Here is a 14,562-nt window from a genome sequence, read left to right on the forward strand (position 1 = left end):
TATCTATTTTGAAGAGGTCCAGCGACCTCTTCGCATGTTTATAATGGCTGATGGTTATGTAAGTTTATGATTCGCAAAAAATTGCATTGCTTCTACGAGAAATTCTACTAAATTGGGATGGTAGGTATTATAAAACTCTCTAAAATCAGGATGTTCAAGATACATTTTCCCTAATCCGAGATAGCTGGTTTTCGTAGGAGTCCAAAAGTTAGTTACCCATAAATAATGCTGACGTACGAGGACTTGTACCTCCGCGGCATCAGGCTTCAATTGATTTCTGAGTACTTTAGCAAATTCTTTATTGAGTCTATCCCCTTCCTGTTGAAAAGTTTCCCAATCACTTTTCTTCCAATTACGTGCTCGCTGCCAACTTTCATTAATTTGCTGTTGGGTTATTGTTCCTTTGTTTAGTAAATAAGATTCATATTCTTGCTGTTTAACTGCATCAAAGCCGTCATACATTTCAGTGTCGCGCATCATGATTTTTCCTTTTATATGTGCAATGGTTTTATCAATTGTCTTAAGAAGTGTTTCTGTTTTCTCAAGACTTTTTTGGAGGACAATTTTGTGAGTATTTAAAGCTTCGAGTTTATCGAAATCATGACTACTAATAATCCTCTGTATTTCACTCAGAGGTAAACCAAGCTCACGGAAAAATAAAATTTGCTGCAACATCAGAAGTTGCTCTTCTTCGTAATAACGATAGTGATTATCACCATAGTAAGCAGGCTTTAATAATCCAATCTCATCATAAAAACGAAGCGTTCTCGGGCTGATACCAGAAATTTTAGCTAATTTTTTTACCGTGTATGGCATAAGATTTCTTCCTCTGGGTGATAAGAGCACACGATAAGGGATTACGTAACGGAAAGGTCAAGCGAGTTTTCTATTTTAAAGTCAGCACATGCTAATGTTTTTTTATAGAGGATGCTACAATTCAATTCATTTTCTCATCAAGGATTTCAATGCAGTCCATAACGAATAAAATAATTTTAATAACAGGAGCATCCAGTGGAATTGGTGAAGCCTGTGCTCGTCTTTTTGCGGCCAATGGTGCCAAAATTATCCTTGCTGCGCGCAGAAAAGAACGCGTTGAGTGCCTTGCACAAGAGTTAAGTGATTTATATCGCACGGCATGTCTACCTCTACAGCTTGATGTTCGCAACAAGGAGGATGTGAAAACCGTTATTGGTTCTTTACCTGCTGACTGGCAAGCAATTGATGTACTAATTAACAATGCTGGACTTGCTTTATCGAGCGATCCTATTCAGATAGGTTCTCTTGAAAATTGGGATACCATGATCGATACCAATGTGAAAGGACTGCTTTATGTAAGTCGTAGCGTATTACCAGGGATGATACAGCGTGCTCAAGGGCATGTTATCAATATAGGCTCCATAGCTGGTCAAGAATGCTACCCTGCGGGAAATGTTTATTGTGCGACGAAGCATGCGGTGAGAGCCATTACAAAATCAATGCGTCTGGATTTACTGGGCAGCCCTATTCGCGTGACGGAAATTGCTCCGGGTGCGGTGGAAACAGAGTTTAGTGAGGTACGATGGGCTGATAAGCAGAAAGCAAAGGCATTTTATCAAGATTTCAATCCTTTGTTAGCAGCAGATATTGCCGATGCAGCATATTTCTGTGTAACCAGACCCGCTCATGTTGATGTCGCAGAAATGACAATCATGCCTACAGTGCAAGCCTCAGCAAATCATATTCACCGAGGTGGTAAATGAACTTTTGACAAAAGTTCATTTACTTTTATAGTGGTTTAACCTTTAGATTGAACAGCTTGTTGTTGCACTTGCTTAATTTGCTGCTGCAGATCAGCCTGTATCTGTTTCATTTGATTTTGAGTTTGCGAATTTACTGTTTGGATTTGGGTTTGAAGCTGGCTCTGTATTTGTTTCATTTGGCTCTGCAGCTGATTACTTAAATTATCAATTTGTTGTTGCTGTTGTGTTTGCAGTTGTTTTAATTGAGTTTGTAGCTGACTATTTAATTGTTGTATTTGTTGATCTGGTGTTCCAGTTAATTGTGTCGCCGGGGCTGCTGCATAGGAATTTACAAAAGCAATAAAAGAGATTAAGAAAAGTCCGACCTTATTCATAGTTAATTCCCTTGATTATAGAAGAAAAATGTTCACTTCTACTTTAATGATTTTTATAATGATTGCAAGTTTTGAACGCCAAAATAAGTTTTATTTATACAGAGCTATTGATCATACAGCAACAATATGTTAAATTATTGAACAGTTTTATTATGTTTTAGAGAATGAAACTTACATGAATCTTTATAATGCTCAGGAATTAATAAACTATACTGGTTTTGTTAATCAAACCTGCAAAAATCTTTTTAATGCGACTGGAATTAATCATTTCAGTTATGTAGAAGTCAATAAACAAGGCCAATTTTTTTGGTTAGGCAGTGATAGTGATTATTTAGAAAAGTGTATTAATCAAGATCTCGTTGCTATTGCGCCTGTAAGCATTTTGAAAACCTATCCAAAAGCAGGTTTTTATTTAATTGATCTTTATCAGGAAGAATATAAGCAATTCAGTTTACCTGTATTCCAACTGCTTAATCATTTTGATTATGGGCATTCCTTTAGAATCTTAGAGATTACTCCGGAGCATTCTGTAAAATTATATTCATTCGATGCACCATTAGAAAAACATGAGATAAATCATATCTATATAAATAATCTAGAATTATTAAAAAAATTTAATAACTATTTTGAAGATAAAATTGCTGGCATACGCGGTGAAATATATCTAAATCAAATTAAAAATTTAGATTATCCAGAGTTTGAAAATTTATTTAATGCCTCATTAAATGAAAGTAATCCGGTCAAAGCGCTCCCTACTGATTTTTACTCACAGGATGCGAGAATACAAATTACTCCTCGTGAAAAAGAGATATTATTTTGGTATATCAAAGGAAAAACGTCTGATGAAACTGCAAGCTTATTAAATGTTTCTAGACGTACAATAGAAAGACATTTCGAGAATTTACGTGAAAAGTTTGGTTGTTTTTCTAAAAACCAAATTGCGTTGAAAGTAATGAATATGTTTTAAAGAAAATTTTGCGAAGCTGATTCTAATATCTTTTTTGTAAAGCAGCTTCGCAAATAAAATCCTCGCGGAAGCGTTAAAATTTTATTTCCCTCTTCATCGAAACCATAGCAAAGCGATTTAGCATTTGCGGCTTTAGGTCTTACTTGTAAATATCGACCAATTGTTGCATTCACCTCTTCTAAACGGCCACTGCTTAACATAAAGGTTAATTCTTGCCAATCATTAGCAAGTATTGATTCGTCTACTTTATCTGGAGACCATAAAAATCCACGCCCTATTCGTCGTTGTTCAAAGGGAATTTCTCGTGCGCCTTCTATGGGTATCCAAAGAACTCGTTTTAATTTGGCGTAACATTGCGAAGTTAGCCATTGTTGCTGGTGGATAGTAAGCAAGGGAATGCTGGTCACAAAAGTGGATTCTGATGGGGCTCCACTGTTATTAAGAGGCAATGTTTTAAGTTCTATACCGAGATGGACGAAATCGGGAATAGATTTTGTTCCTGCTGTTGTACCTAAGGCTAACTCTATAGCAAGGCCGGTCCAACCTTTGCGTTTTAAATTTTCTTGCGGAATGCTAATTTGTAATAAGTTAGCTAACTGTAAAAAACTTAAGCCTTCAATGATGTTGCAGCGTTCTAGAAGCTCCGATTCATTCTTCAATGGTTTTTTTGGCAAAAGCAGAGACATGCTCACTCTCTTTCAGTTCCACGCTAATGGGAGGAATAGGCGCTTTTATTCCTGCGGCCTTAAACTGTGCAGTAATTGCAAATAAAACCTTTGAGCGGATCTCAAAACGAGTATGCAATTGCACATTAATAAAATACCGAATTTCAAACTCAATAAGGGCATCGTCAATTTGCTTTAAAAACACTTGGGATGGTGGATCCGAAACAATTTCCGGAATAACTGCTAATACATCCATGATTATTTGTTGAACCATGATGGGGTCATCGGCTCGACTCACTTTGATTGGCACAACGGTACGCACGATATTATCCTGGTGGGTCCAATTGGTAAATGGCTTATTAAATGTTTCCGCATTGGGAATCAAGATTTCCATATTATCCCATGAAGAGACTCTCATTGAACGAATACCGATATGAGAGACCCGTCCCTCGTAATTCCCGAGCGTAATTAAATCACCCTCGCGTACGGGGCGTTCAATGAGTAGCATTAAACCACCGACTATGTTTGATGCAAAATCACGTAAACCAAATCCCATACCGACGGCAAGACCACCAATGACCATGGACATACCACTGAAATCCAATCCTAGAACGCGTAAGGCAATAAAACCTCCGATCAGAATTACGGCGTATTGGGTAAAGACTGAGAGGCTATTACGAATACCGGCATCTCGTGCATCACGATAGAGCCAGCGGTAGCAAAATTCACGGGTCCATTTTGCTGCCCAGAAAAAGACCGATAATAAAATTAGAAACTCAATGATACTAATGGGTGTAATATAAACGCCTGACAAATTAACCAGAGGGTATTCCCCAAATTTTATTAAGCTTGCAATAACAACTGAATCCGAATACCAACCAAACAATTGGCATAAAACAAACAAACTAAAAATAATCAGAAAAATACGGAGAATTTTATCGAGAGGTTTCAAAAATACTTCAATCCATAACCAACCATTATTCATAGAAGAAATCATCCATTCCGATAGAAGGTCTAAAACATCAATCAGTAAACCTCGCGTTACCACGTAGGATGTAAGAATAAGTAAAATTTGAATTTCATAACGACTCATTGTCCAGGCAAGATTAATATAACCAATTTGGCCAATAACCGCTGTTGTAAATAGAGTTAATGGAATTAATACAACTAATAACATTACCGCATTACGAAAATATCGTTTCTTTGTTTGTAATACAGGGTCTAATAAATGAGTAATGGCTTCTCTACTTTTCCACACCAGGATAGAGACGGCAAGTAAGAAAAGCATGAATAAACGATTAAAAATATCTTGAAGAAGCATCGACAGAGGCAATAAATGACTAATAACCATCAAGGCAGTTGTCCAGCCACCAGTTAATAAAAGCCATTTAAGACGATAATACAAACGTACATCAGTTCCTGATGAATCACTTACTCTTTCTAGTAATACTAATCGAGCAATTAAAATTAATACGCGGAAACTAAGCCAGACAAAAAATAAATTTAATAGCAACTGATAATTAGAAAAAAGAATGTGATTTAAATACAGCAAAACGAGTACAGAAGCGATTACTGTCAGATGAGGAATATTGCGACCTAACAAAATTAAAGCCCCGTCATAGAGGTGACCTGATAATCTTGAACGTTCCTTATCGCGAGTTATTTTTTTTAATAATTTATGCAACCCGTAGGCGCTCAAAGCAATAAGGCCAAGTAATCCCCATAATAAGGCTGCGGGAACAAAATCTTGCCATAAATAATTGTCCTTAACTTTCAAAGTTAATGATTTTAGGTAGTTATATAGCTGCGTTGGGACATGAGCTAATTGTTGAATGATAACTGGCCAACTATCTAGGCGATACTCAGATAAACTTTGCCTTACAGATAATTGCTTTTTTAATTCTTCTTGATGATTTTCAAGATCTTCTTGTAAAGTTTGCTGTTGAATAATAATGCCTTCTATCCTGGCATTCACAATGCGCAATAGCGCAGTAAATTGTTGCTTTAAATTTTCATTTGGTAAATGGGTTTGCTCTTCAGTTAGCATGGCGACCATTTTCTTTAAAGACTGCTCCATTTCTGATAATTGCGTAATGGCCTCTTTATACGTTTCGGTAATTTTTTGCAGGGTTCTTATATTGGGATCTTTTAGTAGTAAGTAATCTGCCTTAACCAATTCTTTTTGCAGATCAAGCTCAGCTATTTTATATTGAGTTAAATTGATAACCTGATTATTAAGTAATAATCTTGCTTCGGCGATGTAACTGGATGGAAACCCACTGTCTGTTTTAATGTCCTGTTGTAACTTGATTGTGTTTTCATACAAGCGGCCAAGTGATTCATTATACTTGTCTTCCTGAGTCCGAAGTTTTTGCAATTGCTCTTCCATTTGCGATTTGGAATACCACAAATCTAATTGTTGTTTATGCAGCAATAAAGCTTCTTGATAACGATTTGCCAGGGCTAAATCTTCATTAATTAAATCAATCGTTTTTTTGTTGATATCATTCAGTGTGTTAATTTTGCTAATTCGCTCTTGTGAACTTATTTGCATTGACTCTGATAATGAAGTTTGCTGCAACTGTTTCAGGCGTTGGGAAAAATCTTGTTGAAGCTGCCTTTGATTTGCTAAAAAGCTTTCAAAACTTGTCACCTTGGCGTGATTGAGAGCTATCATTGCGTCATTTTCTTTTCTCTGCTTAAGATAGCTATTCTGATCAACAGGCGGAGCAATTAATTTTATTTCATTAATAGAAAGTGTTAGTTTAATTTTTTCCTGGGCAAGGTATTCAATTAATTTATTAGTAGCGCCATTTTGAGTTTTGGCAAGCACTGGCTGTAATGGTAGCCAAAAGGTAACCAGACATAACAGAAAGGAAAACCAGTATCTCACAGAGAGAAGACTGGTTTTAATTTGTTTATTTTGTCGCTGTGGGTGCAAGACGAATTCCTAACTCATTAAGTTGTGCATTGCCAACAGCCGTGGGTGCGTTTGTCAAAAGACAAGAAGCTGACTGTGTTTTAGGGAATGCAATGACATCACGAATTGAACTGGAATAAGTTAATAGCATTGCCAACCGGTCAATACCTAAAGCTATACCACCATGCGGGGGACAGCCATATTCCAGTGCATCCAATAAGAAGCCAAATTTCTCATTGGCTTCCTGCTCACCTATTCCTAATAAATCAAATACGGTTTGTTGTAATTTGGGTTGATGGATACGAATAGAGCCACCACCAATTTCAAAACCATTAATAACAATATCATAAGCTTTTGCCAAGGTTTGGGTTGGATTTTCCTTTAAAGCCTCTACAGATAATTCTTGGGGCGAAGTAAATGGGTGATGCATCGATTGTAATTGATTTGTCTTGATATCAATCTCAAACATAGGCCAATTAACAACCCATAATAAGCGCCAACCTTGCTCAACCAGATTATTATCATGCCCTAGTTTTACCCGTAGGGCCCCCATAGATTCATTGACGATTTGCGCATGGTCTGCACCAAAGAAAATCACATCACCTGTTTGTGCGTTAACACGATCAAGAATAGCTTTTACACAATCTTCCGAAAGGAACTTAAGGATGGGAGATTGTAATCCCTGCATCCCCTGCCCCAGATCATTAACTTTAATATAGGCTAATCCCTTAGCACCGTATATACCAACGAAGGAACCATAATCATCAAGCGCTTTACGGCTTAATTCACAACCATTTGGTAATCTTAAGGCCACAACTCTTCCGTCTGGATTCTTGGCAGCAGCTGAAAATACTTTAAAGTCACAATCCCTTACCAAATCGTCTACGTCAACAAGTTCTAATGGAATACGCAAATCAGGTTTGTCGCTACCAAAACGACGCATTGCTTCTGCATAAGTCATCTTGGGCAGTTTCTCTGGTAGCTCAACTTGCAATATTTCTTTGAATACTTTTTTTAGCATTCCTTCAATTAGATGTTGGATATGGCTTTCATTAATGAAGCTCATTTCGATATCTAATTGCGTAAATTCAGGCTGTCTATCTGCACGTAAATCCTCATCTCTAAAACAGCGTACAATTTGATAGTACTTATCAAATCCGGACATCATTAATAATTGTTTGAAAAGCTGAGGTGATTGCGGTAAAGCATAGAATTGACCGGGATGTACACGTGATGGAACGAGATAGTCTCTTGCACCTTCTGGCGTTGCTTTGGTAAGCATGGGCGTTTCTATATCAAGGAAACCTTGCGCATTGAGGTATTCACGTATAGAGCGAATTAAATTATGACGAAGCGATAAGTTATGTTGCATATCACTACGTCTTAAATCTAAGTATCGATAGCGGTAACGTAGATCTTCATTTACTATTTGATGTTCGTCTGGCAAAAATGGAGGCGTTTTTGACTGATTCAATATTTCCAATTCAGTACCAAGAACTTCGATGCGCCCTGTCGCCATTCTGTCATTGATCATTCCTTCGGGGCGACGACGTACAGTTCCTGTAACACGAACAACATATTCATGTCGTAATTTTTCAGCAACAGCAAATATTGTTTCAAATTCAGGTTCATAAACAACCTGAACTAACCCTGAACGATCACGAATATCTAAAAAAATGACACCACCATGATCACGACGATTATGCACCCAACCGCAAACACTAACTGATTGTCCAATCATTGATTCCTGAATACTTGTGCAGTAATGTGATCTCATAGGGGCCGCCTGTTATTATATAATTAAATTTTTTAATTCTGGAGTTGCAGTTGCCGGAGCCTGCATCACTCCCAGAGAGATAATGAATTTTAACGCTTCATCGACTGTCATGGATATTTCAATCGCATCCCGCTTAGGAATCATCATTAAAAAACCTGAAGTAGGATTCGGTGTCGTGGGTACGAAGAGAGAAAGCATTTCTTCACCCGTATGTTGTGAAATCAGTGAGCCATTAGTGCTTCCAGTCAGAAAAGCCAGACTCCAAATGCCTTTTCGCGGATATTCTATTAATAATACTTTTCGAAACGCTTGGCTATTGGTAGCAAATAGCGCACTGATAACCTGTTTGGCAGCATTATAAATTGAGCGAACCAAGGGAATTTTTGCCAGTATTTTTTCACCAAAATCAACCAAACGCTGCCCAAAATAATTGGTTGCAATAATTCCTGTCACTAAAATGATTACAAGAGAAAGAATAACGCCCAGCCCTGGAATGTGGATACCTAATACTTTATCAGGATGATAACTACCTGGAAGCAATGACATTGTTTTATCAAGCATTTCAATAATGAAACGCAAAACAATAAAAGTCACAACGATTGGTAACCAAACTACCAAGCCTGCAAAAAGGTAGCGGCGAAAAACTTTAGACTTCAATCTTTATCACCTTTTTTCTCGCTTTTGGTGGCGGTAGATTCTGCCGGTTTATTTTCCGGTGCTGTTGTTGATGAATCTGATTTGGTCTCTGTTTTGCTACCTTTATTTTTAAAATCAGTTACATACCAACCTGTGCCTTTTAATTGAAAACCGGCGGCAGAAACCAAACGCACAGCGGTATCTTGAAAACATTGCGGACACTGTTTCGCCGGTGCGTCACTAATTTTTTGCATCAAATCGAAATGATGATGGCAATTTTTACATTCGTATTCGTAAATTGGCATCAATTAATCTCCATAAATTGACCATTCACGCTATTTTTTAGCTTGTTTTAGAAATAGTATTGAATTATAGCTAACAAGATGATTATGGACAACGGTATTAAAGCCTGTTTTATTTGCTGGAAAAAGACTTTAGTGATGAAACACTGGGAGTTATTCATTAAGAATAACTTATCTTCAAATCATCATCTTCTACATAATGCCAAAAAGTTAATGCTTAAGTCAAGTTGTGCTAATAGTAATCATTTTATATCGAGCAAACAGGCAGTTTTCTTTAACAATTTAAAAATGAATGATGCATTACCAATTTGCCTTCAAAGGGAACTGTAGCAAGTAATGGCATGGGCATTTTTTGAGATAACGTGGCAATATTATCAGACAAAGCCAACATCTCCCTATCAACGCAGTTGGCTATCCATCCTATACAATGAAGTTTATGATGCTGCAATACGGAAGCGGTTAATAAAGCATGATTGATGCAACCCAGTTTCATGCCGACGATCAAAATGATAGGAGTATTTAAGAGTTTTAAAAAATCCAACCAGGTCTCTTCATCATTTAACGGGACCAAAAGGCCGCCCGCTCCTTCAATGAGGAGATATTCGAGCGTTTTATATTGCTCATTTTGGCAGAATGCAGCAATTTCTTTTGCTGAAACATAAGCGTTTACTTCCTTGGCAGCAAGATGAGGCGATATTGGGGAAGGAAATTTCCAACCATTAATCGGATACCTAGAGTTTGAATTATGTTTTTCCAGACTACTAATGTCTTCATTAATTAACTGCCCATTGTCCTCAATACAGCCACTGGCAATGGGTTTTATAGCCAAACTTCGTTTTTTAGATTGCTTTAAATAATCAAGTAGCTGGCAGGTAACATAGGTTTTTCCACAATTCGTGTCTGTACCGGTAATAAAAAATGATTTCATTCTAAAAAATGCTCCAACGTACTTATAAACTCATTTTGATGAGATAAAAAAGGCATATGAGCCGCCTTATTAAACATTGTAAAATTGAAATTAGGATAAATTTTTTGCATCACAGGCATTGTTATCCGTGGTGTAATCGCATCAAGACGGCCAAAAAGATAAGCAGTTGGTTTTGTAAAATGTCGCAATGGCTCCCGTAAATCCCAATCAGCGAGAATTCTTAACCCAGCCTCTAAGCTCGCTCTTTCGGGTAATAAGTGAGTATTGTATTCGTAGGTTTGATTTTTTAATTGCAAACCCACAAAGTCAGAGATAGTTTGTTGCGAATCAACTAGTAAGTTTTGCAAAAAACCATCAAAAACCCTTTGCTCGACTCCAGGCCAATCCTTCTCCTTAATAAATCGTGGTGATGAAGCCACGTTGATTAAATGCGTAATTCGTTCTGGCGACTCGATGGCCATTTTTGAAGCATATAAGCCACCAAGTGACCACCCTATTACCGCAAAATGATCAGGTAGTTTGTCAAGTAATAGCAACTTAAACTGTGGCCAGTCCATCAACGAACTAAGACCGAATCCTGGAAGATCAACTAAATAAAGCGTATATCTATTTTCCAGGATTTGAGCTAAACCTAACCATATTTTGTGATCAAAGCCCCAGCCATGAAAAAAAACGAGAGCAGGCCCCTTCCCTCGTATCTTAATGTTCAGATTCATAAATGTGATGTAATTGGGTAAACAAAATATCAATATCTTCAGGTGTATGGTGGTAATTTAAAATAACCCGAAGTCCTGTGTCTTTTTTATTAACAGTAGGTTTTCGTAATGCCTGACAAAAAATACCTCGCTGTCTTAATTGTTCTGCATAATAAAGCGCTTTATGCGGACAACTTAATTGTAGTTGCTGAATAGGTGTTATGGAGTGTCGCCAAGTCAAGGGGGAATGAGTTGCAGCCTTATGAAAGTAATCAATCATTTTAAATAATTTTTCTCTTTTCTCGCCGGACTCTCTAAGCACTGCAAAGGTTTCTAATAAACCATAGGCAATAGCCGGACTTACAGCAGTTGAATAAATGTGCGAGCGAGCAACCTGCAACAACGCATCAATCCATATTTTTTTACCAACAACAATCGCTCCTTGCGAAGCAAATGCTTTGCCAAAAGGAATTATCCTTAAAGGCACGTCATTTTGCGTCAATTGATGCGCTGGTACAGCTCCAAGACCTTGATCTCCTAACACACCAAAGGCATGCGCTTCATCAACAATAATTTTAGCTTGAACAGGCCTGCTGAGTGTCTTGATTTCAGATAAGGGGGCAATTTGTCCACTCATACTAAAGATACCCTCTGTAAGTAAGACGGCATTTGCATCGTTTGCTAACAGTTTAATGTGTAAATCGTCAAGATTATTATGTAAAAAGCGAGTATATCGCGCATTGCAAAGTTGAATGCCATCATAAACTGAAGCATGGATTCCTTTATCAATATAAAGGTGCGCGCCTACACGAGCAAGCAAGGAAATAACCCCTAGATTTGCCGCATATCCCGAAGAAAATAGAAGCGCATCATCAACTTCCAAGGCTTGCGAAAACGCCGTTTCAAGTTCTTTGTGAATAGAATGATAGCCACAAATAACCATTGAACCACCACTGCCCGATGGGTAGAGACGAAATCCTCGTTGGAATGCATTTTTAATGCGTTTATCCTCAGTCAGAGACAGATAATCATTTGAACTGAAATTTAGTGAGGGCTTCGAAAGCGAAGGTAACAAGCGACGCTGACGATGCAGGCCTGACGTCTGAAGTTGTCTTGAATAATCCTCTAGTAAATCATCAATCATGCTTCGTTAAATGCTCTTAAGCCAAGTTTTTCAAATAATTGCTGATCTTTATCTTGTTGAGGATTGTCTTCGGTAAGCAATTTATTACCAATAAAAATTGAGTTTGCCCCTGCAAAATAGCAAAGAGCTTGAAGTTCATCACTCATTTCGGTGCGGCCAGCAGTTAAACGAATCATACTCTTGGGCATCAATATACGCGCAGTGGCAATGGTTCGTACTAATTCGATGCCTTCAACGGGTCGTGATTTTGCAAGAGGCGTCCCCTCAACTGGTATTAATCGGTTAATGGGTACGCTCTCTGGTGGTATTTCCATGTTTGCCAAAGTAAACAAAAACTCTATGCGATCTTCTCTGGTTTCACCCAACCCTAAGATACCACCGCAACAAACGTTAATGCCTGCTTGACGCACATGCTCTATGGTTTCCAGGCGGTCGTTAAAGGTTCTGGTAGTTGCCACTTTATTATAATAACTGGGTGACGTGTCAATATTATGATTGTAGTAGTCAAGGCCAGCATTTTTTAAGGTTTTGGCTTGCTCACCGGTTAGCATCCCCAGGGTCATGCAGGTTTCCAGTCCCATAGCCTTAACCCCGGCTATCATTTCTTGTAATTGCGGCATGGCCTTATCAGGAGGACATCGCCATGCAGCTCCCATGCAAAATCGCTTGGCGCCATTTTCTTTGGCTTCCTCGGCCTTTGCCAAAACTTGTTCCACAGTCATCAATTTCTCTTTCTCTACATGAGTCTGATGGTGACCGCTTTGTGAGCAATAACCGCAATCTTCCGGACAAGCACCAGTTTTTATGCTTAATAATTTTGCAAGTTGTATGGTGTTTTTTGAGTGATATTCTTTGTGAACACGATGGGCAGTATCAATCAAGTCATTGAAGGGCTGTTCATAAATTGTAGTGATTTCGCTTAAGGTCCAACGGTTGCTTTTACTCACTTTCTCCCCTTTTTATATTGTTCGGCGAATAGAATAACAGTTTGATTTTTGAAAAAGATGCAATTTATTTATAATCAGGTGTCTTTCTCTCAAGATGCCGAACATGATAAAGTCACCGCATTTATTGTCAACCAAAAAGTGAATAGATGGTTAACATACACCAAACTATTGAAAAAGATTTAAAATATATTTGGCATCCCTGTACTCAAATGAAGGACTTTGAAATGTTTCCTCCACTGGTAGTGACTCATGCCAAGGGTAGTTATCTGTATACTGACAAGGGGCCTCTTATCGACGGTTTATCGAGTTGGTGGTGCAAATCATTAGGTCATGGTCACCCTGCGGTTATTTCTGCCATAAAAAAACAATTAGACACGTTTGAACATGTAATCGGGGCTAATACTACTCACCCACTACTTGCTGAACTGGGTGAAAAACTAGCCGACATCAGTAAAAATGAACATGTTTTTTTTGCCAGTGATGGTTCGAGTGCGGTGGAAATCGCAATGAAGCTTGCCTTGCATGCTTCTCAGCTAAATGGCCAGATTCATAAAACAAAATTTATTGCTTTGCAAAATAGCTACCATGGTGAAACGCTAGGTACCTTAAGTGTCAGTGATTTAGGTCTCTATAAAAAATCTTATGATGGCTATGGCGTCTCTTGTCATTTCATTGAGCCACTGCCTTATGTAACAGATAACACGGACCCATTATGGTTTAATTCGGATGAAGCTTGGCAACGAGTACTTCTACAACTTGAAAAAATAAAGGATGATGCCTGTGCCATTATCGTGGAGCCTATTCTTCAAGGCGCGGGGGGAATGCTATGTTACAGTGCTGATTTTTTAAAAAAATTAGCTAACTGGGCAAAACAAAATAATATCTATTTTATTGCTGATGAAATCATGACCGGCCTAGGCAGAACCGGAAAATGGTTGGCTTGTGAACATGCAGATGTAAATGCTGATTTAATTTGTTTATCGAAAGGATTAACCTCAGGGACGTTGCCTTTAAGTTGTGTTTTGATTAAAAATTCAATTTATGAATTGTTTTATGATGACTATGAGAAAGGCAAATCATTTTTGCACTCTCATACCTATAGTGGAAATGCCCTGGCATTAAGTGCGGCATTGGCCACAATTAAAACAATGGAAGCTGAAAATATTAATCAGCAAGCTGAACATCTGGGACGTTTGATGCACTCATTGTTACAGGAAATTGCTGTCATTACGGGAAGATTAAGTCACGTCAGAGCAATGGGGGCTGTAGTTGCTGCTGATTTAGATGAGATGAAAAACAAGCGAATTGGTTATGAATTATATATGGAAGCAGTCCGAAGAGGAGCATTACTAAGGCCTATAGGGAAAACCTTATATTGGTTACCTCCATTAAACTCTGAGCCACAAATTATTGAGAAATTAGCTGATATTACTCTAAACTCTATAAAGGCAATCTATAGCTGAAATGA

14 protein-coding genes are annotated in these 14,562 nt (G+C 38.0%); 3 read left to right on the top strand and 11 right to left on the bottom strand.

The genetic code is table 11. From position 1 onward, the window contains the following. Positions 1-54: 54 nt before the first annotated feature. Entirely contained in the window at positions 55-816 is a 762-nt protein-coding gene (locus PXX05_RS05745; RefSeq protein ID WP_275090105.1) for a MerR family transcriptional regulator, read from the bottom strand. 149 nt (positions 817-965) lie between these two features. Between PXX05_RS05745 and PXX05_RS05750 the strand changes: the two genes are divergently transcribed. Beyond that, positions 966-1,739, top strand: a complete 774-nt coding sequence (locus tag PXX05_RS05750; RefSeq protein ID WP_275090106.1) for an SDR family NAD(P)-dependent oxidoreductase — start codon at positions 966-968, stop codon at positions 1,737-1,739. A 35-nt stretch (positions 1,740-1,774) separates the two neighbouring features. On the opposite strand, the gene PXX05_RS05755 is transcribed toward PXX05_RS05750, so the two are convergent. Continuing rightward, positions 1,775-2,113 carry a hypothetical protein gene (locus tag PXX05_RS05755; protein WP_275090107.1) on the bottom strand — a complete coding sequence of 113 codons (339 nt, stop codon included), beginning with the start codon at positions 2,111-2,113 and terminating at the stop codon, positions 1,775-1,777. A 175-nt stretch (positions 2,114-2,288) separates the two neighbouring features. On the opposite strand from PXX05_RS05755, the gene PXX05_RS05760 reads away from it, so the two are divergent. After that, positions 2,289-3,080, top strand: a complete 792-nt coding sequence (locus PXX05_RS05760; protein WP_275090108.1) for a helix-turn-helix transcriptional regulator — start codon at positions 2,289-2,291, stop codon at positions 3,078-3,080. Here the strand turns inward: PXX05_RS05760 and mutH are convergent. The 9 genes from mutH to bioB all read right to left on the bottom strand — a co-directional run bounded on the left by mutH (position 3,077) and on the right by bioB (position 13,094). After that, on the bottom strand, positions 3,077-3,766 hold the full coding sequence (mutH, locus tag PXX05_RS05765) for a DNA mismatch repair endonuclease MutH (protein WP_275090109.1): 690 nt from the start codon (positions 3,764-3,766) through the stop codon (positions 3,077-3,079). The genes PXX05_RS05760 and mutH overlap by 4 nt on opposite strands. Then, complete coding sequence (locus tag PXX05_RS05770; protein WP_275090110.1) at positions 3,729-6,686, bottom strand: mechanosensitive ion channel domain-containing protein; 2,958 nt, start codon at positions 6,684-6,686, stop codon at positions 3,729-3,731. The genes mutH and PXX05_RS05770 overlap by 38 nt, the downstream gene beginning before the upstream one ends. Continuing rightward, complete coding sequence (gene aspS / locus PXX05_RS05775) at positions 6,664-8,442, bottom strand: aspartate--tRNA ligase (protein ID WP_275090111.1); 1,779 nt, start codon at positions 8,440-8,442, stop codon at positions 6,664-6,666. Before aspS ends, PXX05_RS05770 begins: the two co-directional genes overlap by 23 nt. 15 nt (positions 8,443-8,457) lie before the next feature. Continuing rightward, positions 8,458-9,099 (bottom strand): DUF502 domain-containing protein, encoded by a 642-nt coding sequence (locus PXX05_RS05780; RefSeq protein WP_275090112.1) that lies wholly within the window; start codon positions 9,097-9,099, stop codon positions 8,458-8,460. After that, positions 9,096-9,383, bottom strand: a complete 288-nt coding sequence (locus tag PXX05_RS05785; protein WP_275090113.1) for an FmdB family zinc ribbon protein — start codon at positions 9,381-9,383, stop codon at positions 9,096-9,098. The genes PXX05_RS05780 and PXX05_RS05785 overlap by 4 nt, the downstream gene beginning before the upstream one ends. Before the next feature lie 271 nt (positions 9,384-9,654). Beyond that, the gene (gene bioD / locus PXX05_RS05790; RefSeq protein WP_275090114.1) at positions 9,655-10,308 is read right to left on the bottom strand and encodes a dethiobiotin synthase; all 654 of its coding nucleotides are present in this window, start codon (positions 10,306-10,308) and stop codon (positions 9,655-9,657) included. Continuing rightward, positions 10,305-11,024 (bottom strand): alpha/beta fold hydrolase, encoded by a 720-nt coding sequence (locus PXX05_RS05795; RefSeq protein ID WP_275090115.1) that lies wholly within the window; start codon positions 11,022-11,024, stop codon positions 10,305-10,307. Before PXX05_RS05795 ends, bioD begins: the two co-directional genes overlap by 4 nt. Further along, positions 11,008-12,147, bottom strand: a complete 1,140-nt coding sequence (locus tag PXX05_RS05800) for an aminotransferase class I/II-fold pyridoxal phosphate-dependent enzyme (protein ID WP_275090116.1) — start codon at positions 12,145-12,147, stop codon at positions 11,008-11,010. The genes PXX05_RS05795 and PXX05_RS05800 overlap by 17 nt, the downstream gene beginning before the upstream one ends. Next, entirely contained in the window at positions 12,144-13,094 is a 951-nt protein-coding gene (gene bioB, locus PXX05_RS05805) for a biotin synthase BioB (RefSeq protein WP_275090117.1), read from the bottom strand. The genes PXX05_RS05800 and bioB overlap by 4 nt, the downstream gene beginning before the upstream one ends. Positions 13,095-13,240: 146 nt before the next feature. Here bioB and bioA point away from each other — a divergent pair, with 146 nt between their 5' ends. Beyond that, positions 13,241-14,557, top strand: coding sequence for an adenosylmethionine--8-amino-7-oxononanoate transaminase (gene bioA / locus PXX05_RS05810; protein ID WP_275090118.1), 1,317 nt, complete (start codon positions 13,241-13,243; stop codon positions 14,555-14,557). Positions 14,558-14,562: the final 5 nt, after the last annotated feature.

Origin of the sequence: Legionella cardiaca (genome assembly GCF_029026145.1) — a bacterium.
GTDB classification, from domain to species: domain Bacteria; phylum Pseudomonadota; class Gammaproteobacteria; order Legionellales; family Legionellaceae; genus Tatlockia; species Tatlockia cardiaca.

Excerpts from the sequence above, each read along its gene's own strand:
- PXX05_RS05745 (WP_275090105.1), bottom strand. The coding sequence starts at position 816 with ATGCCATACACGGTAAAAAAATTAGCTAAAATTTCTGGTATCAGCCCG.
- PXX05_RS05750 (WP_275090106.1), top strand. The coding sequence starts at position 966 with ATGCAGTCCATAACGAATAAAATAATTTTAATAACAGGAGCATCCAGT.
- PXX05_RS05755 (WP_275090107.1), bottom strand. The coding sequence starts at position 2,113 with ATGAATAAGGTCGGACTTTTCTTAATCTCTTTTATTGCTTTTGTAAAT.
- PXX05_RS05760 (WP_275090108.1), top strand. The coding sequence starts at position 2,289 with ATGAATCTTTATAATGCTCAGGAATTAATAAACTATACTGGTTTTGTT.
- mutH (WP_275090109.1), bottom strand. The coding sequence starts at position 3,766 with ATGTCTCTGCTTTTGCCAAAAAAACCATTGAAGAATGAATCGGAGCTT.
- aspS (WP_275090111.1), bottom strand. The coding sequence starts at position 8,442 with ATGAGATCACATTACTGCACAAGTATTCAGGAATCAATGATTGGACAA.
- PXX05_RS05785 (WP_275090113.1), bottom strand. The coding sequence starts at position 9,383 with ATGCCAATTTACGAATACGAATGTAAAAATTGCCATCATCATTTCGAT.
- bioD (WP_275090114.1), bottom strand. The coding sequence starts at position 10,308 with ATGAAATCATTTTTTATTACCGGTACAGACACGAATTGTGGAAAAACC.
- PXX05_RS05795 (WP_275090115.1), bottom strand. The coding sequence starts at position 11,024 with ATGAATCTGAACATTAAGATACGAGGGAAGGGGCCTGCTCTCGTTTTT.
- PXX05_RS05800 (WP_275090116.1), bottom strand. The coding sequence starts at position 12,147 with ATGATTGATGATTTACTAGAGGATTATTCAAGACAACTTCAGACGTCA.
- bioA (WP_275090118.1), top strand. The coding sequence starts at position 13,241 with ATGGTTAACATACACCAAACTATTGAAAAAGATTTAAAATATATTTGG.